Origin of the sequence: Micromonospora sp. NPDC049301, from assembly GCF_040678715.1 — a bacterium.
Classification (GTDB): Bacteria; Actinomycetota; Actinomycetes; order Mycobacteriales; family Micromonosporaceae; genus Micromonospora.
Genome location: NZ_JBFAQO010000005.1, coordinates 164289 through 190780, shown reverse-complemented (window position 1 = coordinate 190780; position 26492 = coordinate 164289). Strand labels below are relative to the sequence as shown.

Genomic DNA, 26492 nt, shown 5'->3' with positions numbered 1-26492 from the left:
CTCAGAAGCACCCGATGGTGACCTGGGTGCCCGGCGGCACCTGCGAGTTCTCGCCCGGGTTCTGGAAACGGACCACGGCGTTCGGGTTGAGCTGGATGGCGACCGGGAAGCCCTGGCTCTCCAGCAGTTGCTTGGCCTGTGGGCAGGGCAGGTCGACCACCCGGGGTACGACCACCAGCGGCGGGCCCTTGCTGACGTCCAGCTTGACCTGGGTGCCCTTCTCCACGCCGGTGCCATCGGCCGGGCTCTGGCTCAGGATCTCGTCCTTGGGCTTGTCGGAGTCCTTGTAGGTCTCGACCAGCACCAGGTTGAGCTGGGCCAGGGTGGTCCGGGCCTCGGTCAGGCTCTTGCCGACCAGGTTCGGCACCGACACCGGCGCCCTGCCGCGGCTCAGGATAAGGGTGATCTTCGCGCCCGGTTTGACCTCGGCGCCCACCTTGGGAGAGCTGTCCACCACGACCCCGGCCGGCAGGTTGTCGTCGTAGCGGGCGGTGCCCTTGGCCACCACCAGCTTCGCGTTGACCAGGTCCGCCTCGGCCAGTTCGAACTCCTTGCCGATCACGTCCGGTACCGGGAAGCGCTCGGGACCGAGGGAGAGGGTCAGGGTGATCGTGCCACCCTTGACGATCTTGGTGGACGACGCCGGGCTCTGCCCCAGCACGCTGTCCTTCGGGGCCTTCTCGTCGTAGCGCGGCTCGCCGTAGACCAGGGTGAGCCCGGCGCGCTCGGCCTGCGCCTGCGCGTCGGCCTTGCTCAGGCTGACCAGCTGCGGGGCCGACGTGTAGCGGCCGACGCCGAACCACCAGCCGCCGAGCGCGGCCACCAGGCCCAGCACCACCACCACGGCGCCGACGGCCAGCCGGCCCTGCGGGTTGCCCAGCACCGTGCTGCGCAGCGCGGCGAGCCGGGACCCCAGGCCGTCCGCCGGCTCCGGGGCGGCCCGCCGCCGGCCCGGCCCCTGCCCGCCGCCCTCGGGCAGCCGGGCCCAGGCCGGGCGCTCGGCCGGGCGGACGGTGGCGACCATCATCGTCGGCTGGGACACCGGCGGTTCGTCGGTCACCCGGCGCAGCACGGCGGTACGACTGTTGGAGTCGCCCAGGTCGTCCCGGGCGGCCTGCACATCGGCCAGCAGGGCCCCGGCGTCGGCGGGCCGGGCGCCGGGATCGCGCCGGGTGGCCCGCTGAACCAGATCGTCGAGGATCGGCGGCAGGCCGGGCACCAGCGTCGACGGTGCCGGCACGTCGCGGTCGACGTGCTGCCAGGCGACGTCCACCGGTCGGTCGCCGTCGTAGGGCACCCGACCCGTGAGCATCTCGAACAGCACGATGCCCGCCGAGTACACGTCGGTACGCGGGTCGGCCCGACCCTCGGTGACCAGCTCCGGGGCGACGTACGCCACGGTGGCCATCAGCTGGTTGCCCTGCTCCTCGTCGGCGCTCGCCTCGACCGCCCGGGCCAACCCGAAGTCGGCCACCTTGACCACGCTGTCGACCAGGTTGGCGACCCCGCCGGTGGGCGCCTCGGCGACCAGCACGTTCTCCGGCTTGACGTCGCGGTGCACCAGGCCGGCGCGGTGCGCGGCGGCGATCGCCGCGAGCATCTGCTCGGCGATGGCCAGCGCCTCGTCCGGGTTGAGCCGGCGTCGCTCGGCCAGCACGTCGCGCAGCGTGCGGCCGCGAACGTACTCCATCACCAGGTACGGCAGCCCGCCGTGGGTGCCCTGGTCGTAGACCGCCACCACGTTCGGGTGGGTCAGCCGGGCGATGGTCTTCGCCTCGTCGGTGAACCGGGCCACGAAGTTGGCGATCCGGGCGCGGGCCTCCGGCGCCTGGGTCGGGTGAATGATCTTGACAGCGACGGTGCGCTCGAGGCGTTCGTCGGTTGCGGTGTACACGGTCGCCATGCCGCCACGGGCCACGCGACCGCGAATGCGGTAGCGCCCGTCGATCAGCGAGCCCAGCAACGTGTCGGCGACCTGTGTGTCCATCGGCAGGGAGTCTATGTGTCCAGGGGGCAAAGGTTGAACAGGATGCTACAGCCGGCGGCGAACCTGGTCCGTCCCTTCGCGCTCGCCGCCCCCGTCCCGACCCTTCATCCGCTGGTCACCGGCGGTCCACGAGCGGTCCGGAGGACGCGTCCCGGGGTGCCGGTGGCTCGGCCGGGCGACGGCGTGGCAGGGTGATCGGGTGACCGAACCCGTACCCGACCAGGCCGTGCCCGGCCCCGAGCTCGCCGGACCCGCCGACCCGGCCGGCTGGCTCACCCTGCCCGACGTCGCCGAGCGCCTCGACGTGTCGATCAGCAAGGTGCACCAGATGATCCGCGACCGGGAGCTGCTGGCGGTCCGCCGCGACGGCATCCGCCGGGTGCCGGCGGACCTGGTGGCCAACCAGACCGTGCTCAAGCACCTACCCGGCGTGCTCAACCTGCTCTCCGACAACGGCTACGACGACGAGGCCGCGCTGCGCTGGCTCTACGAGCCGGACGACACCCTCCCCGGCGCCACCCCGGCCGCCGCCCTCTCCGGCGACCAGGCCCGCGAAGTCAAACGCCGAGCCCAGGCCCTCGGCTTCTAGCCTCCGCCCCCGGCCCCTTTCCCCGCGTCGATCATGAGGTTGGCGGCACCCGCACCGGCCTGTCGCCCCGCCAACCTCATGATCAACGAGGGAGGGCCGGGGCGGGAGGGCGGGGGGCGGGGCCGGGAGGCCGGGTGGGGTCAGTCGGCGCGGCGGGTGGCGGCTATGGCCAGGTCGACGAGGGCCTGGCGGGCCTCGGTGTCGAGGTCGACGGCGGCCAGCGCCGCCAGCGCCGTGTCGGTGAGCGTGACGATCCGCTGCTCGGTGCGGGCCAGCGCCCCGCTCGCCGAGATCAGCTCGCGCAGCCGGGCCACCCCCTGCTCGTCGAGCTCCGGGTCGCCGAGCCGGCTGAGCAGAAGCTCCCGGCCGGCGTCGTCGGTGGCCTCCACGGCCGCCGCCACCAGGTACGTGCGCTTGCCCTCCCGCAGGTCGTCCCCGGCGGGCTTGCCGGTCAGCGCCGGGTCGCCGAAGACGCCCAGCACGTCGTCGCGGAGCTGGAACGCCTCGCCCAGCGGCAGCCCGTACGCCGAGTAGGCCGTCCGTACGTCCGCCGTCGCGTCGGCCAGCGCGGCCCCGAGCAGCAGCGGACGCTCGACCGTGTACTTCGCCGACTTGTACCGGGCGACCTTGCTGGCCCGTTCCACCGACGTGTCCCCGGTGACCTGGGTCAGCACGTCGAGGTACTGCCCGACGGTGACCTCGGTGCGCATCTCGTCGAAGACCGGCCGGGCCCGGGCCACCGCCCGCAGGTCCAGTCCCGCTGAGTGCAGCAACTCGTCGGACCAGACCAGGCACAGATCGCCGAGCAGGATCGCCGCGGCGTCGCCGAACCCGTCCGGGTCACCGCCCCAGCCGGCCGCCCGGTGCCGGGCGGCGAACCGCCGGTGCACGGCCGGCTCGCCGCGCCGGGTGTCGGAGCGGTCCATCAGGTCGTCATGGATCAAGGCGCTGGCCTGCACGAACTCCAGCGCGGCCAGGGCGGTGAGCACCTGGTCGCCGTCCACCCCGCCGGCGCCCCGGAACCCCCAGTACGCGAAGGCCGGGCGCAGCCGCTTGCCGCCGCCGAGCACGAACGCCTCGATCGCCTCGGCCACCGGGACCAGGGCGTCGTCCACGGCGGTCAACCGTATCCGCTGGCCGGCCAGGAACTCGGTGAGAGCCTTGTCGACCCGCTGCCGCAGGCCAGCACGGTCGACAGGAGACACGGGAGCAGCGTGGGTCACGCCACGACGCTAGCCGGTCGCCGCGTACCGCGCTCCACCGCCACGCGTACTCCCGCCGGCCCCGCCCGTGCGACCCCGGCCCGCGCGCCCCGCGGGCCGCGCGCCGGCCACGGTGGCCCGGCCCGGCCCGACGGCCCGAGCGGGACCGGCCCGCCGGGTGGCCGCGGCGGCCTCGGCGAGCACCACCAGCGGCACGTCCAGCACGACGGCGAGCCAACCGAGCCAGAACCCTCCCGGGACGCGTCGTTGCCGTTCCCACCGGGACACCTCGTGCCGGCTCAACGTCGGCACCCCCGCGGCGGCACACAACTCGGCGGCGGTGCGCTCCTGGCTCCAGCCCCGGGCCAGCCGGCACCGGGCGAGCAGCGGCCCGAGCTGTGCTGGGCGCGGCGGTGGGGGCGGGGTCATGCGTCCTCCCGGCGGGCGTCGGTGCGCTGACGACCCGCCCGCCCGACCGGACGGGACCGGCGTCACCGCTCGGCTGCTGACCCCCGCGCGTGCCCCCGGACCGCCCCCGCCGACCCTCCCGCGCCACCCATTACTACCCCGTGGGTACGACGGCTTTCCGCCCGCCGGGCCGGGGCGCGCGGGGCGACGCCGGCCACCGCACGCGCCGTTCGGCTCCGTCGATCCGTGCGCGGGGATGGGAAGCGCCTGGGTGGTACGGACGCTGACCGCTAGAGTCGGGGCGTGGCGCTCGGTCTTCCCTCGGTACTCCCCAATCCGCAGCCGGCGATCGGGGAGCTCATCCGTGACCGTCAGCCCACCTTCTCGTTCGAGTTCTTCCCGCCCAAGACGGAGGCGGGGGAGCGGCTGCTCTGGCAGGCGATCCGTGAGCTGGAGTCATTGCGCCCGTCGTTCGTGTCGATCACCTACGGCGCGGGCGGCTCGACCCGGGACACCACCGTGGCGGTCACCGAGCGGATCGCCACCGACACCACCCTGCTGCCGATGGCCCACCTGACCGCGGTCAACCACTCCGTCGCCGAGCTGCGGCACGTGATCGGTCGGCTCGCCGGGGTGGGGGTGCGCAACGTGCTGGCGGTGCGCGGCGACCCGCCGGGCAACCCGGGCGGCGAGTGGGTCCGCCACCCCGAGGGCGTGGACTACGCCGAGGACCTGGTGCGCCTCGTGCGGGACGCCGGCGACTTCAGCGTGGGCGTGGCGGCCTTCCCGTACAAGCACCCCCGCTCGCCGGACGTGACCAGCGACACCGCGCACTTCGTCCGCAAGTGCCGGGCCGGCGCCGAGTTCGCGATCACGCAGATGTTCTTCGAGGCCGACGACTACCTGCGGCTGCGTGACCGGGTGGCCGCCGCCGGCTGCGACACCCCGATCCTCGCCGGGGTGATGCCGGTGACCCAGATCGGCACCATCGAGCGGTCCGTGCAGCTGTCCGGGGCGCCCTTCCCGCCGGCGCTGGCGGCGCGCTTCGAGCGGGTCGCCGACGACCCGGAGGCGGTCCGCCGGCTCGGCATCGAGCAGGCCAGCGAGATGTCCCGCCGGCTGCTCGACGAGGGCGTACCGGGGATCCACTTCATCACCCTCAACCGGTCCACCGCGACCCGTGAGGTCTGGCAGAATCTCAGGGCCGGCGCGCCGGTGTGAGCGGGCAGCCGCGACACCTGATGCCCGGCGCGACGGTTGATCAGTGGTGGACACACAGCTGAACTGGGACCAGTACGCCACGGCGTGGGCGCGGTTGCACGGTGGGTTCGACCCCCGGACGGCCGCGCCGGTGGTGCGCGCCTGGCTGCGGTTCGCGTACCACGTCGGGTACGTGCTGGGCCGGCTGCGGGTCGGCCCCACGGCGGTCACCGTGGCCGGGGTGCTGCTCTGCTTCTGCGTACCGCTGCTGGTGACCCGGCCGGCGGACGGGCCGTTCCTCGGCGCGCTGTTCGTGCTCCTCGCCGCGGTGGCGGACAGCGTGGACGGTGCCGTGGCGGTCGCCACCGGCCGCACCACCCGGCTCGGCTACGTCTACGACTCGGTCGCCGACCGGCTCGGTGAGGTGGCGTGGCTGCTGGCGTTCTGGCTGGTCGGCGCGCCGGGCGCGCTGGTGGTCGCGGGCGGCGCGCTGTCCTGGCTGCACGAGTACGTCCGGGCCCGAGCGGTCTCCGCCGGCATGCGGGACATCGGCGCGGTGACCGTGGGCGAACGCCCCACCCGCGTCTCGGTGGCGCTGGTCGGGTTGCTGGTCGCCGGGCTGACCGGGCTGATCGAGCCGGACCTCGCCGCCGGCACCATCACCATGGCGACCGCGGTGTGGGTGCTGCTGGCCGGTTTCGGTCTGGGTCAGTTGCTCTCCACCGTCCGCCGCGCGCTGCTCGACGCCGGCTGACCCCCGCACCTACCAGGCGGGGCCGATCTCCTCGGCGACGATCTGCGCGGAGAGGGTCACCATCGGCAGCCCGCCGCCGGGGTGACTGGAGCCGCCCACCAGCCACAGCCCGTGCGCCGGGCCCCGGTTGGCCGGGCGGAGCAGCCCACCGGCCGTGCCGTAGATCGAGCCACCCGGCGCGCCGGTCGCCGCGTCCAGGTCGGCCGGCGTACGGACCTCGCGGAACAGCAGCCGGTCGCGGACGTCCACGCCACGCTCCGCCAGCACCGCCAGGATCCGGTCGGCGTACGCGTCGGCCAACCCCGGACGCCGCCAGTCGACCGCGCCCGCGGCGGTGCCCTGCCGGGCGGCGTTGACCAGCACGAACCACGCCTCGTGCCCGGCCGGGCGGGCCATCGGGTCGTCGGCCACGGTGACGAACACCGTCGGGTCGACCGCCAGCCGGGCCCGTACGCCGCGTCCCGGGTCACCGAAGACCGCGTCGAACTCCGCGTCGTAGTCGCGCGGGAAGAAGACATTGTGGTGCGCCAGCCCGGTGCTGCCGGAGACGCCGAGCAGCAGCACGAAGCCGGCCAGGCTGCGGTCGGCCAGCCCGGCCAGCCGGCGCGCGTGCGGCAGCAGGTCGCGGTAGACGGTCAGCGCGTCCACGTTGGCCACCACCACGTCGGCGGGCACCGGCGCGGTGACGCCGGCGAGGCGTACCCCGTGCACCCGGCCGCCGGCGGCGTCGATCCGGGTCACCGTGGCGCCGGTCTGCACGACCACGCCGAGATCCAGGCAGCGCGTCAGCAGCGCGTCGGCGAGCGTGCCCAACCCGCCGCGCAGGTACCAGCCGCCGAAGGTCAGCTCGGCGTAGGGGACCGCCACCAGGGCCGCCGGCGCCCGACGCGGGTCGGCGCCGGTGTAGGTCGCGTACCGGTCCAGCAGCATCCGCAGCCGTGGGTCGGACAGGTGCCGGCGGCCCAGCCCGCGCAGGGTACGGCCCGGGGCGATGGCGGCCAGGTCGCCGACGCGCCAGGCCAGCGACGCGAGGTCGCGGGGGGAGTCGACGGTACGGCGCAGGACGTCCCGCGAGGAGGCGTGCCACACCCGCGCCGCCCGGCGCCACAGCCGCTGCCAGTCGGCCGCCGCCCGGTCACCGAAGGCGGCCCCGACCCGGGCGGCGAACTCCACCGGGTCGGCGCAGGAGTCCAGCGCAGGGCCACCGTCTCCGAAGACGTGCCGGACGATCGGGTCCAGCGGCACCAGGTCCAGGTATTCGTCGAGCTTCGCCCCGGTGGCCTCGAACAGGTCGTGGAAGACCTCGGGCAGGGTGAGCAGGCTCGGCCCGGTGTCGAAGTGGAACGACCCGGCCGGGGTGTCGTGCGCGTACCGGCCGAGCTTGCCGCCGACCGTGTCGGCCCGCTCGAGGACGGTCACCTGGTGCCCGGTGGCGGCCAGCCGGGCGGCGGTGGCGAGGCCACCCACCCCGGCGCCGACGACCACGATCCGCGCCATGCCGCGCCCTCCTAGCTGACCGGGCGGCCCCGCCAGGTCAGGCGGCGCTGCTTTCGCAGATGGTACGACCGCAGGGTCAGCCAACCGAGGACCACGACCGACACGGGGTGTGCGAGCGCGTCGGGCCACCACCGGCCGCCGGTCGCCCGCGCGGTGAGCACCCGCCCGGCCACTCCGAGCAGGTAACCGGCCAGGCCCACGGCCGCCACCACGGGCGCGCCGGCCGCCAGGGCCACCACCGTGACCAGCGGCGGGGCGGTGTAGAGCAGCAGCAGCGACGCGACCACGGCGGCTGCCGCGCCCGGGTGACCGAACGATGCCCAGAGCGACTTCGTGTACCCGTCGCGCAGCTGCGGCCAGTCGTCGTACATCCGACACGCGGCCAGCCGGGAGCCGTCGGCCAGGGCGATCCGCCCACCGGCCCGCTTGACCGCCCGGGCCAGCTCGACGTCCTCCAGGATCCGGTCGGCGACGGCGGCGTGCCCGCCGGCGGCGGTGTAGCCGGCGCGGTCCAGCACCAGGAACTGCCCGCCCGCCGCGGCCAGCGACGGCCGCGGCGAGCGTTCCATCGCGCGCAGCGGCAGGAAGGTCAACCAGAGCCACTGCAACAGCGGTTGCACCAGCCGGTCGGCCGCCGTCGCCACCACGATCCGGGGGTACGGCGACAGCAGCGTCGCGCGGGCGGCGCGCAGCTCGGTGACGGCCGCCGCCACGGCGTGCGGGGCGAGGACCACGTCGGCGTCGACGAAGACCAGTGCGGTGGCCGCCGGGTCGGCCCGGGTGGCCAGCTGCCAGCAGGCGTGCGGCTTGCCCAGCCAGCCCGGCGGTGGGGCGACCCCGGTGAGCAGGGTGACCCGGGGGTCGTCGCCGGCCACCGCGCGGACCACGTCGGCGGTGCCGTCGGTGGAGCCGTCGTCGAGGACCACGATGCGGAGCCCGGGCACACCGCGCTGGGCGAGCAGGGCGCGCAGGCATCCGTTGACCCGGGTGGCCTCGTCGCGCAGGGGCAGCAGCACGGCGACCGGCTCGGCGACCTCGTCCGGTCGGTCGGTGGGCCGGCGCAGCCAGCGCGAGGCGTTGACCCAGGTGTGCCCGGTCAGCGCGGCGACGGCGAGCAGCAGGGCGAGCAGGACGGTCATCGGGTCGCGTCGACGCCGGGGCGGTGCGGCTGGTGGCCCTCCCGGAGGGCGTCGGGGGCCGCCCGGCGGGCGCGCAGCAGGGTCACCGCCAGCGGCACGGCGGTGACCGACATGCCGGCCGCGCCCCAGAGCGCCGAGGCGGGCAGGTCGAGGAAGACCGCGTGGGCCAGGATGCTGGAGGCGTACGTCCACAGGTAGAGCGCGATCATCGGATGGTCCCGCTGGTCGGTGCGTTCGGCGGCCGGGCCGGCCAGCGGGCGCAGCGCGCTCATCAGCAGCACCGCGAAGAGCAGCCAGCCGAGGTAGTTGCTGACCGGGATGCCGGGCAGGCCGGGCAGCGCCGGGGTGCCGTCCCGCCAGACCCAGTACCCCTCGGCCACCATCTGCGGGTCGAGGAAGAGATCCCAGGCGGCCAGCCCCAGCGCGGCCAGGGCGATGCGGCGTACCCGCCGCAGGGCCGGCGAGCCGGTGCCGCCGGTCAGCCGGACCGCCGCCAGCCATGCCGGCCACGCCATCCAGGTCCAGGCCAGCGGGATGATCAGGGGTACCCCGGCCAGCTTGGGGCCGAGCTCGCCGGAGTAGTCGTAGCTGCCGAACGGCACGCCGGTGGCCACCCCGACCGCCTCGATCGCGAACCCGCCACCGGTGGCCACGGCGACCAGCGCCGCCGCGGCCCGGGGCCCCCGGCTGAGCAGCGCGTGACCGACCGACAGAAGCCAGCCGAGCACGACGGTCGCCACCGTGAGCCCGGCCCTGGTGACGCCGGTGGTCAGCGGGTAGCAGATCTGGGCGAGCACCAGGACGGCGAGCAGCGTCCAGGAGATCCCCCGCCGGGTCATGACGCCGGGCGCTCGAGAGGCAGATCCCGGCCGAGCACGCCGAACGGCCGCTCGTCACCGGGGAAGTGGAAGTCGCGCAGGACGTCGACGAAGCCGAACCGCCGGTACAGCCGCCACGCCCGCGAGGTCTGCTCGTCGGCCTCCGGGGTGGACAGCAGCGTGGTGTCACCCTCGGCCATGGTGAGCAGGGCGCGCAGCTGGCCGGCGCCCAGGCCGTGCCCCTGCGCCGGCGGCCGGACGTGCAGCTCGACCACCTCGAAGCAGTGGGTCAGCCAGCGCTGCCGGGTCGGGGCGTCCAGCGCCCGGTGCACCTGGTCGTGCCACCACTGCCCGGGGCCGCCCAGGTAGCCGTAACCGAAACCGGCGAGGTGACCCTCGCTGGTCAGGCTGGCGACGGCACGGAACCCCGGCCGGCGGACGTGGGTGGCGATGTAGCCGCGCCGGGCCTCCAGCAGGTCGGTGCGGTATCCCATCGCCTCGCCGTAGACGGCCACCACGTCGTCCAGCCGCCGGACGAGATCGTCCGGTGTCCAGCGCACCAACCTCATGCCCGTCCACCCTTCACCGTTCCCGGGTCGCCGTCGGCGACCCACCCGAGCACCGTCCGGTCGCCGGCCACGTCGCGCACCTCGAACCGTGCGAACAGTTCCTCGGCGTACCAGCCCGCGGTGGGGGTTCGCATGATCGCCGCCCGGTGCTCCGGGTGACGGTACGCGAACGCCACGAGGTCTGTCTGATCGCGCCACACGCTCACCGTGCCCTGCCAACCCAGCGGCGCCTCGCCGACGCCGAACCGGGCCAGCAGTCCCGGCGCGTCGCGCAGGGCGGCGGCCACCGGGGGGATCGCCCGCCAGAAGGTGGCCGCCCGGCGGGCCCGCAGCCGGGCCCGGGTCAGTGCCAGCACCGGGCCGGTGACCCGGCCGCCCGGTGGCTCGCCGAACGGCCGCTGACCGGACCACTCGCCCCGGCTGCTCAGCGGCCGCAGGTCGACCCGTGCGTGGGCGCGGGCGATCCGCGCCCAGGCGCGGCCGACCGGCGACTCGTCGAAGCCGTCCGCCGCGGCGGGGGAGTCCCAGACGGTCAGCGCCGCCCACCGGGTCAGGTCGGCGTCACCCGGCCCGAAGCCGGTGCCGGTCCCGGTGCCCAGCAGCTTGCCGAACCGGACGCCCGGGAGGCCACGCAGCCGGCCCGGGTCCACCGCCATCCGGGCCAGCGCCCGGGGCAACGCGCCGCGGGAGGTCCGCCACACGTGCAGGGTGACCAGATCCGGAACGGCGCTGCTGTGCCCGCTGGTTCGCTCGTTGCTGTGCCCGCTGGTTCGCTCGCTCACGCCACCTCGGCCGGGGTGCCGGCGGTGACCCGCAGCAGCTCGGCGTAGGTGGTCGGGAAGACCGCCTGCGGTACGCCGCCCGCGGCCCAGATCTCCGGGTACGCCTCCAGCGCGGTGTCCACCAGGGTGCGCAGCGGTCGCGGGTGCCCGAGCGGGGCGACCCCACCGATCGGCTGCCCGGTGTGCGTCCGGACGAACTCCGGGGTGGCCCTGCGCAGCCGGGTGACCCCGATCGACGCGGCCAGGCCGGCGGTGTCCACCCGGTGCGCGCCGGAGGTGAGCACGAGCAGCGGCGCGTCGTCCGCGTCGAAGATGAGCGAGTTGGCGATCTGGCCGACCTGGACGCCGAGCGCCTCGGCGGCTGCGGCGGCGGTGTGCACCGCGTCGGGCAGCAGGCGGACCGTGCTGGGCTGGCCGGCGCCGTCGAGCGCGGCGGCGCCGGCCAGCGCGTCCTGCACCGCCCGTACGTTCGGGTGTGGCTGCATGTCGCCATTCTTCCCGGTCCGTCGGCGGCCGGGTCGGCCGGCCACGGCGTGTCCCCGTCCGGTGTCACGGCCCCGGGTCGGCCGGTGGGCGCGGCTGCGTGACTACGCGATGCGCTGGCAGCGCGGGGCCAGCCCCGGCCCCTTCCTCGCCCCGGCCACCGCGGGCGGGCTCTGGCTGCGCGACCGGCTGCTGCGCGTCACACGTTGCATTTTCGTCGGAGGGGAGGTGTACTGTCAGCAGCAGTTAGAACGAGTGTTCGATTGCCTCGAACGCCCGTTCCAACCAGCCGGAGCGCGGTGTTTCGCGGCGCCAGCTCCGGCCGGTGCGGCTCCGCGGGCCGCACCTGGGTTTCCGGGCAGTCGCGAGCCCGGTCCCGACAGGCAGGATCGTCGCCCGCCGCCCACGACCCCCGGGCGGCGGGCGACGAACCCGCCGGTACGCCGGCCGGGTGTGGTGTGGGGAAGCATCCACACCCGGCCGGCCACACCCGGTGCGTCTTCCTCCGCACCACCCGACCTCGGCATCCCGTCGGCGGCACACGCCGAGGCGACGCCCCGGCCAGTGGAGGAGACAGTCCATGCCGACCAACCCGGCTCAGGCACCGACGGTGCCGGCGCACGTGCTGCCGCACCGCACCCCCACCCAGCTCCTCACGTTGGCTCGGCGCGGGCTGGTCGAAGCCGGCCAGACCCGACCCGACGGCCTGCGCTACGCGGCCGCCCACCTGGCGGCGCTGCGTGCGGCCGCCGCACTGCTCGCCGCCCGTGCCCGACCCGCGCCGAGCCGGCGCAACCGGATCACCAGCGTCTGGGTCCTGCTCTGCGCCGTCGCCCCCGAGCTCGACGAGTGGGCCCGGTTCTTCGCCGCCGGCGCCGGCAAGCGGGCCGCCGCCGAGGCCGGCATCCCCCGGGTGGTCAGCGCCCGGGAGGCCGACGACCTGCTGCGCGCGGCCGAACAGTTCGTCTCGGTGGTGGAGACCGCGCTCGGCGTGGCTCACCAACCGGCCCTGGACGGCCTCGCCGCATGATCCCGCCGTGACGCCGACCGCCCGGCGGGGGGAGCCGGGCGGCCGGCGTCACAGCGTGCCGGTCCTGATCTGATCCACAGCAACGACGGGGGGTTGGTCCGATGGCGGGCCGCATGGTGGTCGGTTCCGCCGCACTGGCCGATCTGGTACGCCCGGCGAGCGCACCCGACCCGGTCGGCGGCGGCCACCGGGTGCTGCCGGTGGCACCCGAGCTGACCGGCCTGCTGCCCAACCGGGGCCTGCGTCGGGGCAGCACCATCGCGGTCGCCGTCGGCCAACCCCGGCGCAGCGGGGGCACCTCGCTGGTGCTGGCCCTGCTCGCCGAGGCGTCCCGGGCCGGCTCGTGGTGCGCCGTGGTCGGCGTGCCGACGTTCGGCGCGGGCGCGGCCGCCGAGTTGGGCATCGCCCTGGACCGGCTGGCCCTGGTGCCGAATCCCGGCCCCGAGTGGGCCACCGTGGTCGCCGCGCTGATCGACGGGGTGGACGTCGTGGTCACCGCCGTGCCGGCCACGGTCTCCGCCTCGGTCGCCACCCGGCTGGCCGCCCGGGCCCGGCAGCGCGGCAGCGTGCTCGTCCCGTACGGCCGCTGGGACGGCGCGGACGTGACGTTGCAGGTGGTCCGCGGGGTCTGGGAGGGGCTCGGGTCGGGCCGGGGCCGGCTGCGCCGCCGGGAGGTCACCGTCTCGGCGCGCGGGCGTGGGGCGGCCGCCCGACCCAAGGAGATCAAGGTCTGGCTCCCCGGTGACGAGCTCACCCGGGTGATCCCCCGTACGGTGCCGACCGCGACCCGTCCGGCGCTCACCCTGGTCGGCGCGGGGTGACCGGCTCGCCGACACGGACCTTGCTGCTGTGGTGCCCGGACTGGCCGGTGCTCGCCGCCGAGATCGTCGACGGGGTGCCGGCCACCGGCCCGGTCGCCGTGCTGCACGGCAACCGGGTGGTCGCCTGCTCCGAGCGGGCCCGCGCCGAAGGGGTGCGCCGAGGGCTGCGCAAGCGGGAGGCGCAGGGTCGGTGCCCGCAGCTCACCGTCGTGGAGTACGACCCCGGCCGGGACGCCCGGGCGTTCGAGCCGGTGGTCGCCGCGGTGGAGGAGCTGGTCGCCGGCGTCGAGGTGGTCCGCCCGGGCGCCTGCGCGGTGGCCGCCCGGGGTCCGAGCCGTTACCTCGGCGGCGAGGAGGCCGCCGCCGAGCGGATCATCGAGCACATCGCCCAGTCGTGTCTGGTGGAGAGTCAGGTCGGCATCGCCGACGGGGTCTTCGCCGCGGGGCTGGCCGCCCGCGCCGGCCGGGTGGTGGCGCCGGGCGGGACGCCTGAGTTCCTGGCCGGGCTGCCGGTCGAGGCGCTCGGCCGGTCGGCGCTGGCCGACCTGCTGCGCCGGCTGGGGGTACGGACCCTCGGCGACTTCGCCGCGTTGCCGGCCGGCGACGTGCTGGCCCGGTTCGGGTTCGACGGCGCGCTGGCCCACCGGCTGGCCGCCGGGCGGGACCATCGTCCGCTCGCCGTCCGGCAGCCGCCGGCCGACCTGACGGTGACCGCCGAGCACGACGAGCCGATCGACCGGGTCGACGCGGCGGCGTTCGCCGCCCGCGCGCTGGCCGAGCAGCTGCACGACCGGCTGGCCGGGCACGGCCTGGCCTGCACCCGGCTCGGCATCGAGGCGGTCACCGCGCACGGGCAGGAGCTGCACCGGGTGTGGCGGCACGACGGCCTGCTCACCGCCGCGGCCATCGCCGACCGGGTGCGCTGGCAGCTCGACGGTTGGCTCTCCGGCAGCAACGGCCGGGCCGGTGCCCGACCGGCCCGGCCGACGGCCGGCATCATCCGGCTGCGGCTGGTCCCGGACGGGGTGATCGCCCAGGCCGGCCTGCAGGCCGGCCTCTGGGGGGAGGCCGGCGAGGAGCGGGAGCGGGCGCACCGGGCGTTGAACCGGGTGCAGGGCATCCTCGGCCCGGAAGCGGTGGTCACCGCGGTGCTCGGCGGCGGGCGATCTCCGGCCGACCAGGTGCGACTGGTGCCGTGGGGCGACGAACGGCTCCCCGCCCGCGCCGGTGCCCCGCCCTGGCCCGGCCAGCTCCCCGCGCCCGCGCCGGCGGTGGTGCTGGCCAGCCCGCTCGCGGCGACCGTGCAGGACGCTGCCGGCGAGCCGGTGGTGGTCAGCGCTCGGTTGGCGGTGAGCGCCCCACCCGCACGGCTGCAGGTCGGCACCGGCCGGCCGGCGGAGATCGTCGGCTGGGCCGGGCCGTGGCCGGTGGACGAGCGCTGGTGGGTGCCGGCGGAGGCCCACCGCCGGGCCCGGTTCCAGATCGGCCTCGCCGACGGTACCGCCCTGCTGCTCGCCGTCGAGGCCGGGCAGTGGTTGGTGGAGGCGATCTATGACTGAGCTGATCCTGTCCGACCGGTCGGTCCGCTGCACGCCGGGGGCGGATGCCCCGGTGAGCGATATGACTGTCAGGCATATTTATGACTCTCAGGTATACCGCTCACCGATCCTCTCGCCGACGGAGCCGGCCGGATGAGCTTCCACAACCCGAAGATGCCCTGGTCGGAGCTGGAGCGGGTGCTCTCCGGCCGGGCCGACGACAAGCGGGGGAGCCGGGGCGAGCGGCACCTGCACGTGGTGGACCCGCTCGCCGTGGACGCCGACGGTGGGGACTCCCCGGCCTGGAGCCGCCGACGTGAGCAGTACCAGCCGCCCGAGCTGGCCCGCCCCGACGGTGTGGTGCCCTACGCCGAGCTGCACGCGCACACCAACTTCAGCTTCCTCGACGGCGCCAGCCATCCGGAGGAGTTGGCCGAGGAGGCGGCCCGGCTGGGGCTCACCGCGCTCGCCGTCACCGACCACGACGGCTTCTACGGTGTGGTCCGCTTCGCCGAGGCGGCCCGCACGCTGGGCCTGCCGACCATCTTCGGCGCGGAACTCTCCCTCGGGCTGCCCGGCCCGCAGAACGGCGAGCCCGACCCGCACGGCGCGCACCTGCTGGTGCTCGCGCACGGCCACGAGGGGTACGCCCGGCTGGCCACCACCATCGCCCGCGCCCAGCTGCGCGGCGGGGAGAAGGGCCGCCCGGTCTACGGGGAGCTGGAGGAGGTCGCCGCCGAGCTGCGCGACCACGTGCTGGTGCTGACCGGCTGCCGCAAGGGGCACGTGCCGGCGGCGCTGCTCACCGAGGGGGTGGACGCGGCGGCCCGCGAGCTGGACCGGCTGACCGCGCTCTTCGGCGCGGAGACGGTGGCGGTGGAGCTGACCGACCACGGCCATCCCGTCGACGCCGACCGCAACGACGCGCTCGCCGACCTGGCCGCCGCGGCCGGGCTGCCGACGGTGGCCAGCAACAACGTGCACTACGCCAGCCCCGGCCGGCGTCGGCTGGCCACCACGGTCGCCGCCGTGCGGGCCCGGCGCAGCCTGGACGAGATCGACGGCTGGTTGCCCGCGGCGGCCACCGCCCACCTGCGCAGCGGCGCGGAGATGGCGGCCCGGTTCGCCGCGTACCCGGGCGCGGTGGCCCGGGCCGCCGAGTTCGGCGCCGAGCTGGCCTTCGACCTCCAACTGGTCGCGCCGCAGCTGCCGGCGTACCCGGTGCCGCCGGGGCACACCGAGATGAGCTGGCTGCGGAAGCTGACCGCCGACGGGGCACGCGAGCGCTACGGCCCGCCGCAGGCGCACCCGACGGCGTACGCGCAGCTCGACCACGAGCTGAACATGATCGAGGAGCTGGGCTTCCCCGGCTACTTCCTGGTGGTCTACGACATCGTCGCGTTCTGCCGTGAGCAGGACATCTACTGCCAGGGTCGGGGCTCGGCGGCCAACTCGGCGGTCTGCTACGCGCTGCGGATCACCAACGTGGACGCCGTCCGGCACCGGCTGCTCTTCGAGCGTTTCCTCGCCCCGGAGCGGGACGGCCCGCCCGACATCGACGTGGACATCGAGTCCGACCGCCGGGAGGAGGTGATCCAGCACGTCTACACCCGCTACGGCCGGGAGCACGCCGCCCAGGTCGCCAACGTCATCTCCTACCGGCCCCGGTCGGCGGTGCGGGACGTGGCCAAGGCGTTCGGCTTCTCACCCGGCCAGCAGGACGCCTGGAGCAAGCAGATCGACCGGTGGGGCTCGGTCGCGACGGTCGACGTCGAGGACATCCCCGAGCAGGTGGTCGAGTACGCCAACGAGTTGCAGACGTTCCCCCGGCACCTGGGCATCCACTCCGGCGGCATGGTGATCTGCGACCGGCCGGTGATCGAGGTCTGCCCGGTGGAGTGGGGGCGGATGCCCGGGCGCAGCGTGCTCCAGTGGGACAAGGACGACTGCGCCGCGGTCGGTCTGGTCAAGTTCGACCTGCTCGGCCTCGGCATGCTCTCCGCGCTGCACTACGGCTACGACATGATCGGCATGAGCCTGGACCTCGGCGACATGACGCTGGACGACCCGGAGGTCTACGACATGCTCTGCCGGGCGGACTCGGTCGGGGTGTTCCAGGTGGAGAGCCGCGCCCAGATGGCCACCCTGCCCCGGCTCAAGCCCCGCGAGTTCTACGACCTGGTGGTCGAGGTGGCGCTGATCCGGCCCGGCCCGATCCAGGGCGGCTCGGTGCACCCGTTCATCCGGCGCAAGAACGGCCTGGAGCCGGTGACGTTCCCGCACCCGCTGATGCGCAACGCGCTGGAGAAGACCCTGGGCGTGCCGCTGTTCCAGGAGCAGCTGATGCAGCTCGCCATCGACCTGGCCGGCTTCGACGCGTCCGAGGCCGACCAGCTGCGCCGGGCGATGGGCGCCAAACGCTCGGTCGAGCGGATGACCCGCATCGCCGACCGGCTCTACGCCGGGATGGCCGAGCGGGGCATCACCGGCGAGCTGGCCGACGACGTCTACCGCAAGCTCACCGCGTTCGCCAGCTACGGCTTTCCGGAGAGCCACGCGATGAGCTTCGCCTACCTGGTCTACGCGAGTTCCTGGCTCAAGCGCTACCACCCGGGGCCGTTCCTGGCCGCGCTGCTGAACGCCCAGCCGATGGGCTTCTACTCCCCGCAGACCCTGGTCGACGACGCCCGCCGGCACGGGGTCGAGGTACGCCGTCCGGACATCAACGCCAGCGGGGCGAAGGCGGTGCTGGAGTCCACCCCGGACACCCGGTGGGGCAGCGGGCCGGGGGAGCCGCCGCACGCCTGGGGGCTGGGCGGTCCGGCTGTCCGGCTCGGGCTGTCCGGCGTACGGACCCTCGGCGACGAGCTGGCCGAGCGGATCGAGGCCGAGCGCGGCACGCACGGGCCGTACCGGGACATGCCGGACCTGGCCCGGCGGGTCGGTCTCACCGCCGCGCAGTTGGAGGCGCTGGCCACCGCGGACGCCTTCGCCTGTTTCGGGCTGACCCGGCGGGAGGCGCTCTGGGCCGCCGGCGCGGCGGCCCAGGACCGGCCGGGTCGGCTGCCCGGCACGGTGACCGGCGCGGCGGCACCCACGCTGCCCGGGATGGAGGCGGTGGACCGGCTGGTCGCCGACGTGTGGGCCACCGGGCTGTCGCCGGAGAGCCATCCGGCCCGGTTCATCCGAGGGCAGCTCGACGTGCTCGGCGCGGTGCCGATCGCCCGGCTCGGCCGGGTGGAGCCCGGGCAGCGGATCCGGGTCGGCGGCATCGTCACCCACCGGCAGCGCCCGGCGACCGCGGGTGGGGTCACCTTCCTCAACCTGGAGGACGAGACCGGGATGCTCAACGTCACCTGCTCGCCGGGGCTGTGGCAGCGCTACCGGCGGGTGGCCCGGACCAGCGCCGCGCTGGTGGTCCGGGGGCGGTTGGAGCGGCACGAGGGCGTGACCAACCTCGTGGCCGACCGGCTGGACGCCATCGAGCCGCCGGTCAGCCCCGCCTCCCGTGACTTTCGCTGAATCCAGTGATCCACATTACGGTTTCCGGTGCCGCCGAGCGGGAGACTCGTGCCGAGCGGGCAGAGCGGCCCGTGATCCATGAGGGGAATGAACAGTGATGGGGAATCACACGTACACCGGTGGCATCGCCAACTCCCGACGGACCCGGCTCGGCGCGGGTTGGATGCCGTCTCATCTCGCCGACCCCCACGAGTACGAGGTGACCAACGGTCCGGTCGCCAACGAGCGGCGGTCCCGCGCCGAGGACGAGGTCGAGGGCGCCGAGTCCTGACCGACCGCGTCACCGCGCAACGGCCGGGGATGGACCGGGTGACTAGGCTCGACCGAGTGGAGCAGACCCGAGGCCGGTTCACCGGGCCGCCGCTGACCCCCCGTACCGCCGTGATCTGGTCGGTGCTCCGCGCCGAGCTGGACCGGCGCGGCGACGCCGAGCTCACCGTGCTGGACGTGGGTGGCGGCACGGGCGGTTTCGCCGTCCCGCTGGCCCGCGCCGGGCACCGCGTCACCGTGGTCGACGCCAGTCCCGACGCGCTGGCCGCGCTCACCCGCCGCGCCGCCGAGGCCGGGGTGGCCGACCGGATCGCCGCCGTGCAGGGCGACGGGGACGCCCTCGCGGGGCTCGTCGAGCCGGCCGGCGTCGACCTGGTGCTCTGCCACGCCGTGCTGGAGGTGGTCGACGACCCGACGCCGGTGGTCGCCGCGCTGGCCACCGCGCTGCGCCCGGGCGGCGCGGCCAGCGTGCTGGTGGCCGGCCGGGCCGCCGCCGTGCTGGGCCGGGCGATGAACGGCCACCTCGACGTCGCGGCCGCGCTGGCCGCCGATCCCGCCGGCACCGCCGGGCCGCGCGACACCCTGCGCCGGCGCTACGACGCCGACGGCGCCGCCGCGCTGCTCGGCACCGCCGGGCTGGTGGTCGAGGAGATCCACGGGGTACGCGTGCTGGCCGACCTGCTGCCGGCGGCGGTCGCCGACGGGCAGTCGGCCGCGCTGGTCGAGCTGGAGCGGGCGCTCGCCGCCCAGCCTCCGTACCGGGATCTGGCCGCCCAGCTGCACCTGTTCGCCCGCCGGCCGGCATGACCGGGCCGGTCCCGCCCACCGGTGCCGCCTCTCCGGTCGGCACCGGTCCGGCTGCCGCGATCGACGGGCCGCTGGCGATCCTCGGGCCCGACCACGCCGGTGGGCGCCTCGCCGATGTGCTGCCCAGCGCGCTGGCCGTGCTGGGCGTGCCCGGGGCGGCCGACCCGCTCGGGCTGGCCCCGGCGCTGGCCGGGGTACGTCGGATCGCCGTGCTGCTGGTCGACGGGCTCGGCTGGTACCAGCTGCCGACCGCCGCGCCGTACGCGCCGACCCTCGCCGGGCTCGCCGCGACGGTGGGCCGGCCGCTCATCGCCGGTTTCCCGTCCACCACCCCGACCAGCCTGGTGACGCTCGGCACCGGCGTCGCGCCGGGCGCGCACGGGGTGCTCGGCTTCACCGTGCGGGTGCCCGGCACCGACCGGGTGCTCACCCACACCGACTGGGCCGCCGACCCGTCGCCGCTGCGCTGGCAGCCGGTGCCCACGCAGCTGGAGCGGGCCCGCGCCGCGGGGGTGGCGGTGACCGTGGTCAGCCGACCGGAGTTCGGCGGCAGCGGGTTGACCCTGGCCGCCAACAGGGGCGGCGACTTCCGGGGCGCCGCCGGCGTGGACGCCGTGGCCGCCACCATGCTGGCCGCGCTGGCCGCCGGCCCGGGGCCCACCCTGGTCTCCGGCTACCACCCGGACCTCGATCGGCACGGCCACCTCGGCGGGGTCGACTCGACGCCCTGGCGGGTCGCCGCCAGCGAGGTGGACGCGCTGCTCGCCCGGTTGGTCGACGGGCTGCCGCCGGACGCGGCGCTGCTGGTGACCGCCGACCACGGCCAGCTCAACGTGCCCGCCACGCACCGCTTCGACCTGGACACCGATCCGCGGCTGCGTGCCAGTGTGCGGCTGGTGGCCGGCGAGGCCCGGGTGCGCTACCTGCATGTCGTGCCGGGTGCGGTCGACGACGTGGTGGCCGCCTGGTCGGAGGTGCTCGGTGCCGCGGCGCGGGTACGCACCCGCGACGAGATGGTGGCCGACGGCTGGTTCGGGCCGGTGCCTGAGGAGCACCTGGGGCGCATCGGCGACGTGGTGGTGAGCTGCAACGACACGTACGCGGTCCTGGCCACCCGCACCGAGCGGCCGATGGCGTCCCGGCTGGTGGCGTACCACGGGTCGGACAGCGCCGCCGAGCTGACCGTGCCGCTGCTGGTCGTCCGCGGCTGACCCGTGGGCGGTACGCCCCGCCGGCCGCTGGTGATGTCGTACCCCCGGGTTAACCTGCCGGGATGGGCCGCAGCCAGTCGTTGCCCCGGGGTGGCGATCCGCGCTTCGGGCCGGACGCCGACGACTCCGGCAGCCCGATCCTGCACGTCGACATGGACGCCTTCTTCGCCGCCGTCGAGGTGCGCCGCCGGCCCGAGCTGCGGGGCCGACCGGTGGTCGTCGGCGGCGTCGGGCCGCGCGGCGTGGTCAGCTCGGCCAGCTACGAGGCCCGCCGCTACGGCGTCCGCAGCGCGATGCCGACCAGCCAGGCCCGGGCCCGCTGCCCGCACGCGGTCTACCTGCCACCGGACTTCACCGCCTACACCCCCGCCTCCCGCGCCGTCATGCAGATCTTCCGGGACGTCACCCCGCTGGTCGAGCCGCTCTCCCTCGACGAGGCGTTCCTCGACGTCACCGGAGCCCGCCGGCTGTTCGGCTCCCCGGCCGCCATCGCCCGGCTGATCCGCCGCCGGGTCGCCGACGAGCAGGGGCTGACCTGCTCGGTCGGTGTGGCACCGAGCAAGTTCGTGGCCAAGCTGGGCTCCACCCGGGCCAAGCCGGACGGCCTGCTGGTCGTGCCCCCGGGGCAGGTGCTCGACTTCCTGCACCCCCTGCCGGTGGACGCGCTCTGGGGGGTGGGGGAGCGCGCTGCCGAGTCGCTGCGCCGGCTCGGTCTGGCCACCGTCGGTGACCTCGCCGAGGCCCCGCTGGGCATGCTCCGCCGGGCGGTGGGCGCGGCGTCGGCGGCGCACCTGCACGAGCTGGCCTGGGGACGGGACCCGCGCCGGGTCAGCCCCGAGCACGTCGACAAGTCGATCGGCGCCGAGGTGACCTTCGACGCCGACGTGGCCGACCCGGTGGAGATCCGCCGCGCCCTGCTCGCGCTCAGCGCGAAGGTCGGCGTCCGGTTGCGTGGCTCCGGGCAGGTGGGGCGCACCGTGACGCTCAAGGTGCGACTGGCCGACTTCCGCACCGTCAACCGCTCCCGCACCCTCGGGGTGCCCACCGACACGGCCCGCGAGATGTTCGACACGGTCTGGGCGCTCTACACCGCGCTGGACCCGGGCGAGCGGATCCGGCTCGTCGGTGTCCGGGTGGAGGGGCTCGCCCCGGCACAGGGTGCGCCCCGGCAGCTCACCCTCGGCGCGCCCGAGCGTGGTTGGCGGGAGGCGGAAGCTGCCGCGGACGCCGCTGCTGCCCGATTCGGGCGGTCCGTCATAGGTCCGGCCAGTCTGCTGGGCGACCGTGACCCCCGTCGAAACGAAAATCCACCCCACCCGTAGGTCGTCCCGCTTTCCGACGCGCGACCCCCCTCGTAGACTTGCGGGTAAGCAGCCGGATGGCTGCCACGGTCTGTCGGCCCGAGTGGGCCCGACCAACGTGACCGGGGAGGAGTGCCGTGCCGCTCTCGGAGCACGAGCAGCGGCTGTTCGAGCAGATCGAGCGGTCGCTTGCCGAGGACCCCAAATTCGCCTCGGCCGTGCGCGCCAGCGATCCGCGCTTCCACGCGCGGCGTCGCCTGCTCGTCGCTGCCGGCGTGATCATCGCTGGCTTGGCTCTACTGGTCTATGGCGCGGTGATCAAGACTCCACCGCTGGCGGTGGCGGGCTTCGTCGTCATGCTGGCCTCGGCCGCCTTCGCGGTGCAGTCGCACCGGCGGGCGCAGTCACCTGACCTGCACGTGGTGGGCGGCACGACCAGTCGTCGCCGTCCGCGCGGCGGCGGCCGATCCGGTCGCCGGCCGTCGATCCTGGACCGCATGGAGGACAGGTGGCGGCAGCGCCCGGAGGGGCACCGCTGAGCCCGTCCCGCCGCTGAGGCGGGCCGTACACCGCGACGAGCGGGTCGCCGGGTCCAGCCCGGCGACCACTGGCGTATCCGTGCGCCCTGCAACCGCCCCGCCATGCCCCGAGCCGCACCGCGTACCCGAGCCGCACCGCGTCCCCGCGTGGGTCAGCCCACCAGCGGGTCGACGGGTGCACGGCACGGGGCGACGGTCGGTGGACCGTCGCCCCGAGCCGGAGGGACCTCGTTCAGCGGGCCGTTCGGTGGGCCAGCAGCCGACGCGGATTCCAGCGGAGCAACCGGTACCGGGCACGCCCGGTCAGTGCCACCATCCGGCCGGACGTGTCGGCCAGGGCGGTCCGCCACCGCAGCAGCACCGACGGCGGCAGCACGGCGGCGAGCAGTCGGGTCCGCCGGTCCGCGCGGACGGCGAGCGCGCCACGGACCGCGCGCAGCGCCGGCACCAGCGGTTCACCGGTCAGCGGATCCCGGGCGTAGCGGGCCCGCTCCTCGGCCCGGCCGAGCAGCCGTGCCGCGCCGACCGCCGCGGTGTCGTCGCTGAACGCCTCCCGGACCAGCCGCTCCGCGGTCGCCCGGGGTGTCTCGGTCCGATCGACCCGGACTTGGTAGTCCACCAGCGTGTCGAGCAGCTCCGCCCAGGCGGCGTGCGCGTCCGCGCGAGCCCGGTTGGCGTCCGGTCCGACCACCACCACCCGTGCCCCGTCGACCGAGGCGACGTCGTTCGGGGTGGCGGCCACCGCGGCGCCCGCCGCCCGGGCACGCCGCCGCCGTCGCAGCGCCAGCCGACGCAGTGCCGGAACCGACAGCAGTGCCAGCAGGGCCAGCAGGCCCGCCGTCCACCAGGGCCACACCGGCCGCTGCTCGGCCGGCGTCTCCCCGGCGAGGGAGAGCCCCGAGTCGGTGTCCCGGTCGGCGTTGTCCGGGCTGGTCGGGTCGGCCGACGCGCCGGGGCCCGCCGGGGTGTCCGTGGTGCCGGTGCCCGGGCTGGTCGGCTCCGCCGCGTCGGTGTCCGGTGCCCAGGCCGACCGGGTGAAGCCCGGCACGCCGTACGACGGGGTGGCGTCGAACGGCACCCAGCCGACCCCGTCGAAGTAGACCTCGGTCCAGGCGTGCAGGTTGAGGTTGGTCAACGTGTACGTGTCGCCGTCGCGCTTGCTGCCGTTGGTGAACCCGAACGCCACCCGGGCCGGGATGCCGGCGCTGCGCACCAGCCAGGCCATCGCCGCCGCGTACTGCTGGCAGTAGCCGACCTTGTTGGTCAGGAAGTTGACGATGTCCTGGCCGCTGCTGCCGCTCTCGGTGCTGAGCCGGTAGCTGAACCCGTTGTCCGCCGAGAAGTGCTCGTAGATCGCCAACACCCGGTCGTAGTCGGTGCGCTTGCCCTGGACCAGGCTCTGGACCAGCTCCTCCACCTCGGGCACCGGCCCGGGAGTCGCGGTCAGCTGCCGGCGTACCGGGTGGTCGGCCGGCAGCGGCTGCGCGGCCCGCAGCGCGGCCGGGGTGTACGTCGAGCGGATGTAGTCGAAGGAGTACTTCTTGCCCCGGGAGTTGTCCCGGTTGGAGAAGACGACCTGCTGGTTGGGGTCGTACAGCCAGTTGCCGTTGAGGTCCTCGGTACGCACCGGCTCGGCGTACACCGGCATCAGGGACATGCTCAGGTTCTTGGTGACCTCGACGGTCGCCCGGTAGGGGATCTGCTGGACACCCCGGCCGGCCCGCTCGGTCGGGTCCGGCAGATCCCGGTTGACCGGCCGGCCGCTCGGGTTGCGCGCCTGGAACCCGTTCGGGCGCAGCTCGTCGGCGACGGCGTAGCGCAGGTAGAACGGAGTCGGCTCGGACGTGGTCACCTTGACCAGGTCGGCCACCTCGGACTGGTTGAGCTGGCCGGCGAGCGAGGCGAACAGGTCGATCCGACCCGATGAGCCGCCCGCACCCGCCCGGCCGCTGCCGTTGCCGTTGCCCGTGCCGCCACCCAGCGTGTCGAGCAGCCCGCTGGTCATGCCCGGCACCGCCAGTGGCAGCGCCACCGCGAGGGCCACCCCGACCACCGCGAGCCGGCGGCCGGCGGCGGCCAGCGGGGAGGCCTCCCACACGTCGACGTCGCGGCCGTCGCCGGTGAACCGCCGGCCGAACCGGCGGACCCGGTCGACGTTGTCGGTGACCAGCAGCCAGAGGTACCCGGCGGCGCCCACCACGAACGGCACCGGGGGGACGCTGTTGACGTAGACGGCGACCGGCACCGAGTAGACGGCGAGCATCGGCAGCCCGGCCAGCGCGGGCCGGCGCAGACCCACCGCCAGCACATCCACCAGTACGGCGACCCCGCCGACGCCGAGCACGGTGATGAACAGCAGGGGGTCGGTGTCCGGGACCTCCACGCCGTACGAGCGCATGTCCTGCATGGAGCCGGTGAACAGGTCCGCGAAGTGCCCGAACGTGCCCGGCGTGGGCAGGAAGGTGAGCAGCTCCCCACCGCTGGGGAACAGCCAGGTCAGGGCGAGCACCAGGGCGGCCAGCATGCCGAGGACCTGACCCCACAGCGGCGCCCGGACGAGCCGGGTCAGCGCGGCCACCCCGGCCACCACGGCGACCGCGATCGCGGACTGGACCAGCCACGTCCAGGTCTCGAAGATGGCCGACAGCGGCGCGGCGGCGAGAAGGGTGGCGGCGGCCGCCACCGCGCCGGTGTTCCGACTGGCGATCATGAGGGGAACCTTCCGTTCATCGCACGCCGCCGGCGACCGTCTCGGCCAGCGCGGCGCGTAGGGCGAACCCCTGGGAGCCCCGGCCGGCCTGCGGCCAGAGCGCCGGCAGTCGGCTGCCGTGGTCGACGCCGACCACCCGCCAGCCGCTGTGCAGCATGGCGAGCGCGGCGGCGCCGTGCGCGTGCTCCGCCTCGGCCCGGGCCTTCTCGGGCAGGCTGAGCCAGGTGGAGCTGTCCAGCAGGAAGCCGACGCAGGTGGCGCCGTTGCCCCGCAGCCCGGCCAGCAGCTCGGCCTCCGCGACGGTCACCGCGCCGAACAAGCCGATGATCAGACCCCCGTCGGCGCGCTGCCGCACCCGCTGCACCAGGCCGGTGACCTCGGCCCGCTGGTCGAGCCGGACCTCGGCGAGGTGGTCGAGCAGGGCCCCGTCGCCGCCGCCCTCCGAGGCGTCCACGTCGACCCCCGAGCCGGTGACCAGGCGCAACTTGTAGCCGGCCTGCCGCAGGTGCACGGCGATGCTCGCGGCGGCGGAGACCGCCCACTCGAAGCTCGCCGTCGGCCCGTCGCCGCGGTGGCCGTAGGCGCGGGTGTCCAGAACGACCGTGGCGCGGCTCTCCCACGGCTGCTCCTCGCGGCGCACCATCAACTCGCCGGTGCGCGCCGTGGACTTCCAGTGCACCCGGCGCAGGTCGTCGCCGCGCCGGTACTCCCGGGTCGCCGCGTCGTCCTCACCGTGCACCGCCACCGAGCGGGCCCGGCTGTCGCCGCTGCCCGCGTACTCCCCGGGGAGCCGGACCGACGGCAGTGCGGTGACCTGCGGGATCACCGTCAGGTGGTCGGTGCTGGGGAAGGCCCGGCTCAGCTCGCAGAGACCGAACGGGTCGGTCATCCGGACCACCAGCGGGCCCACGTCGTAGCGGCCCCGCACGTCGGCCCGCACGGTGTACGCCACCGAGCTGGCCTGGTGCGCGCCGAGCCGCTCCAGCACGACCCGGGGCCGGCTGCCCAGCGCGTAGGGCAGCCGGTCCTCCAGGAGCAGGGTGCCGGTCGGCAGCCGGGAGAGGTTCTGCAGGCGCAGCACCACCCGGGAGTTGGCCCCGACCGGGACCCGGTGCGGGTCCAGCGACCGGTTGCAGGCCAGCTTGTAGCGGCTGCGCCCGACGTAGGCGGCGGCCAGCAGCGGCAGGATGCCCAGCAGCACGGCCACCCGGAGCAGGTCCTTCTCGCCCAGGATGCCGGCCGAGATGGCCGCCGCGACCGCGGCGGCCAGGAACGAGCGCCCGCGGGTGGTCAACCCGCGCAGCCCGGCACGCAC

23 protein-coding genes are annotated in these 26492 nt (G+C 75.4%); 12 read left to right on the top strand and 11 right to left on the bottom strand.

Annotated elements, in window-relative coordinates:
* Nucleotide 1: 1 nt before the first annotated feature.
* Nucleotides 2-1987, bottom strand: coding sequence for a Stk1 family PASTA domain-containing Ser/Thr kinase (gene pknB, locus AB0K07_RS16690; RefSeq protein ID WP_363755915.1), 1986 nt, complete (start codon nt 1985-1987; stop codon nt 2-4).
* Between the two features lie 199 nt (nt 1988-2186).
* Here pknB and AB0K07_RS16685 point away from each other — a divergent pair, with 199 nt between their 5' ends.
* On the top strand, nt 2187-2576 hold the full coding sequence (locus AB0K07_RS16685; protein ID WP_074318803.1) for an Rv2175c family DNA-binding protein: 390 nt from the start codon (nt 2187-2189) through the stop codon (nt 2574-2576).
* A gap of 140 nt (nt 2577-2716) precedes the next feature.
* Here the strand turns inward: AB0K07_RS16685 and AB0K07_RS16680 are convergent, their stop codons facing one another.
* Nucleotides 2717-3799 (bottom strand): polyprenyl synthetase family protein, encoded by a 1083-nt coding sequence (locus tag AB0K07_RS16680; RefSeq protein ID WP_363755913.1) that lies wholly within the window; start codon nt 3797-3799, stop codon nt 2717-2719.
* Nucleotides 3800-3808: 9 nt separating this feature from the next.
* Complete coding sequence (locus AB0K07_RS16675; RefSeq protein ID WP_363755911.1) at nt 3809-4207, bottom strand: helix-turn-helix domain-containing protein; 399 nt, start codon at nt 4205-4207, stop codon at nt 3809-3811.
* Nucleotides 4208-4489: 282 nt separating this feature from the next.
* Between AB0K07_RS16675 and metF the strand changes: the two genes are divergently transcribed.
* Together metF and AB0K07_RS16665 are read left to right on the top strand one after the other, a co-directional pair.
* Nucleotides 4490-5407: a methylenetetrahydrofolate reductase [NAD(P)H] gene (gene metF, locus AB0K07_RS16670; RefSeq protein WP_363755909.1), complete on the top strand. Its 918-nt coding sequence runs from the start codon at nt 4490-4492 to the stop codon at nt 5405-5407.
* A gap of 43 nt (nt 5408-5450) precedes the next feature.
* Nucleotides 5451-6140 (top strand): CDP-alcohol phosphatidyltransferase family protein, encoded by a 690-nt coding sequence (locus AB0K07_RS16665; protein ID WP_363755907.1) that lies wholly within the window; start codon nt 5451-5453, stop codon nt 6138-6140.
* Nucleotides 6141-6149: 9 nt separating this feature from the next.
* Here AB0K07_RS16665 and crtI read toward each other — a convergent pair whose 3' ends face one another.
* From crtI to AB0K07_RS16635, 6 genes are read right to left on the bottom strand one after another with little or no spacing between them, the layout of a single operon-like run.
* On the bottom strand, nt 6150-7637 hold the full coding sequence (crtI, locus tag AB0K07_RS16660) for a phytoene desaturase family protein (protein ID WP_363755905.1): 1488 nt from the start codon (nt 7635-7637) through the stop codon (nt 6150-6152).
* A gap of 11 nt (nt 7638-7648) precedes the next feature.
* Nucleotides 7649-8776, bottom strand: coding sequence for a glycosyltransferase family 2 protein (locus tag AB0K07_RS16655; RefSeq protein ID WP_363755903.1), 1128 nt, complete (start codon nt 8774-8776; stop codon nt 7649-7651).
* Nucleotides 8773-9615 (bottom strand): carotenoid biosynthesis protein, encoded by an 843-nt coding sequence (locus tag AB0K07_RS16650; RefSeq protein WP_363755901.1) that lies wholly within the window; start codon nt 9613-9615, stop codon nt 8773-8775. Before AB0K07_RS16650 ends, AB0K07_RS16655 begins: the two co-directional genes overlap by 4 nt.
* The gene (locus tag AB0K07_RS16645; RefSeq protein WP_363755899.1) at nt 9612-10163 is read right to left on the bottom strand and encodes a GNAT family N-acetyltransferase; all 552 of its coding nucleotides are present in this window, start codon (nt 10161-10163) and stop codon (nt 9612-9614) included. The genes AB0K07_RS16650 and AB0K07_RS16645 overlap by 4 nt, the downstream gene beginning before the upstream one ends.
* Nucleotides 10160-10945 (bottom strand): monooxygenase, encoded by a 786-nt coding sequence (locus AB0K07_RS16640; RefSeq protein ID WP_363755897.1) that lies wholly within the window; start codon nt 10943-10945, stop codon nt 10160-10162. The genes AB0K07_RS16645 and AB0K07_RS16640 overlap by 4 nt, the downstream gene beginning before the upstream one ends.
* On the bottom strand, nt 10942-11430 hold the full coding sequence (locus AB0K07_RS16635) for a YbaK/EbsC family protein (protein ID WP_363755895.1): 489 nt from the start codon (nt 11428-11430) through the stop codon (nt 10942-10944). The genes AB0K07_RS16640 and AB0K07_RS16635 overlap by 4 nt, the downstream gene beginning before the upstream one ends.
* 578 nt (nt 11431-12008) lie before the next feature.
* On the opposite strand from AB0K07_RS16635, the gene AB0K07_RS16630 reads away from it, so the two are divergent.
* The 9 genes from AB0K07_RS16630 (at nt 12009) to AB0K07_RS16590 (ending at nt 22467) form a co-directional block, all read left to right on the top strand.
* Nucleotides 12009-12458: an SAV_6107 family HEPN domain-containing protein gene (locus AB0K07_RS16630; protein WP_363755893.1), complete on the top strand. Its 450-nt coding sequence runs from the start codon at nt 12009-12011 to the stop codon at nt 12456-12458.
* A gap of 101 nt (nt 12459-12559) precedes the next feature.
* Nucleotides 12560-13279, top strand: a complete 720-nt coding sequence (locus tag AB0K07_RS16625; protein WP_363755891.1) for a hypothetical protein — start codon at nt 12560-12562, stop codon at nt 13277-13279.
* On the top strand, nt 13276-14838 hold the full coding sequence (locus tag AB0K07_RS16620; RefSeq protein ID WP_363755889.1) for a DNA polymerase Y family protein: 1563 nt from the start codon (nt 13276-13278) through the stop codon (nt 14836-14838). The genes AB0K07_RS16625 and AB0K07_RS16620 overlap by 4 nt, the downstream gene beginning before the upstream one ends.
* Nucleotides 14839-14970: 132 nt before the next feature.
* Nucleotides 14971-18339, top strand: a complete 3369-nt coding sequence (locus AB0K07_RS16615) for an error-prone DNA polymerase (protein WP_363755887.1) — start codon at nt 14971-14973, stop codon at nt 18337-18339.
* 97 nt (nt 18340-18436) lie between these two features.
* Nucleotides 18437-18610 (top strand): hypothetical protein, encoded by a 174-nt coding sequence (locus AB0K07_RS16610; RefSeq protein WP_363756661.1) that lies wholly within the window; start codon nt 18437-18439, stop codon nt 18608-18610.
* 29 nt (nt 18611-18639) lie between these two features.
* Nucleotides 18640-19416, top strand: a complete 777-nt coding sequence (locus tag AB0K07_RS16605) for a methyltransferase domain-containing protein (RefSeq protein ID WP_363755885.1) — start codon at nt 18640-18642, stop codon at nt 19414-19416.
* Nucleotides 19413-20627: a nucleotide pyrophosphatase/phosphodiesterase family protein gene (locus AB0K07_RS16600; protein WP_363755883.1), complete on the top strand. Its 1215-nt coding sequence runs from the start codon at nt 19413-19415 to the stop codon at nt 20625-20627. Before AB0K07_RS16605 ends, AB0K07_RS16600 begins: the two co-directional genes overlap by 4 nt.
* Before the next feature lie 62 nt (nt 20628-20689).
* Complete coding sequence (locus AB0K07_RS16595; RefSeq protein ID WP_363755881.1) at nt 20690-21949, top strand: DNA polymerase IV; 1260 nt, start codon at nt 20690-20692, stop codon at nt 21947-21949.
* Nucleotides 21950-22065: 116 nt separating this feature from the next.
* Nucleotides 22066-22467: a DUF3040 domain-containing protein gene (locus tag AB0K07_RS16590; protein ID WP_109819242.1), complete on the top strand. Its 402-nt coding sequence runs from the start codon at nt 22066-22068 to the stop codon at nt 22465-22467.
* A gap of 232 nt (nt 22468-22699) precedes the next feature.
* Here AB0K07_RS16590 and AB0K07_RS16585 read toward each other — a convergent pair whose 3' ends face one another.
* Together AB0K07_RS16585 and AB0K07_RS16580 are read right to left on the bottom strand one after the other, a co-directional pair.
* Entirely contained in the window at nt 22700-25177 is a 2478-nt protein-coding gene (locus tag AB0K07_RS16585) for a DUF3488 and transglutaminase-like domain-containing protein (protein WP_363755878.1), read from the bottom strand.
* A 16-nt stretch (nt 25178-25193) separates the two neighbouring features.
* Entirely contained in the window at nt 25194-26492 is a 1299-nt protein-coding gene (locus AB0K07_RS16580; RefSeq protein WP_363755876.1) for a DUF58 domain-containing protein, read from the bottom strand.